This window comes from Streptococcus sp. WM07 (assembly GCF_004570525.1).
Lineage (GTDB): Bacteria > Bacillota > Bacilli > Lactobacillales > Streptococcaceae > Streptococcus.
In genome coordinates this window covers 1-561 of sequence record NZ_SPPZ01000147.1, presented here as the reverse complement: position 1 = coordinate 561, position 561 = coordinate 1, and the positions used below count along the sequence as shown (strand labels likewise).

At 47.1% G+C, this 561-nt stretch carries 1 protein-coding gene; it reads left to right on the top strand.

Annotation, left to right across the window (positions count from 1 at the left end):
* The coding region (locus E4T71_RS08785) for a G5 domain-containing protein (RefSeq protein ID WP_194181266.1) at positions 1-561 on the top strand (561 nt) is incomplete at both ends.

Genomic DNA, 561 nt, shown 5'->3' with positions numbered 1-561 from the left:
AGGATCGTGTGATTGCGGTTGGTACCAAGGAAATTGAGCCACCAGTAGTGACTCCAGAGCCAGAAGATGTCTTAGAAACTCGTCAAGAGTCGATTGCTTTTGAAACGGTTTATGAATCAGATGAGAGCCTTGCTTATGGTTCAAGTCAAGTAGCTCAAGAGGGTGTTGCAGGAACTAAGGAACTTGTTTGGAACGTTACCAAGGATAGCCTAGTCAGTGAAAGTGTGACAAGTCCAGCAGTATCACAGATTGTTCGTGTAGGAACTCAGCCAAGTGTTACCACTAAGGAACTTCCGTTTAAGGAAGTTCGTCAGGACGATCCGAATCTCGAAAAAGGTCAGGAGCGTGTTGTAACAGAGGGTCGTACTGGTCTTGAGACAAGTACCACCCGTTACAGTGTGGATGCTAGCACAGGTCAGGTTACTGCCCTTCCAGTTGAGGTTGAAACTCGTTCAGCCGAGGATCGTGTGATTGCGGTTGGTACCAAGGAAATTGAGCCACCAGTAGTGACTCCAGAGCCAGAAGATGTCTTAGAAACTCGTCAAGAGTCGATTGCTTTTG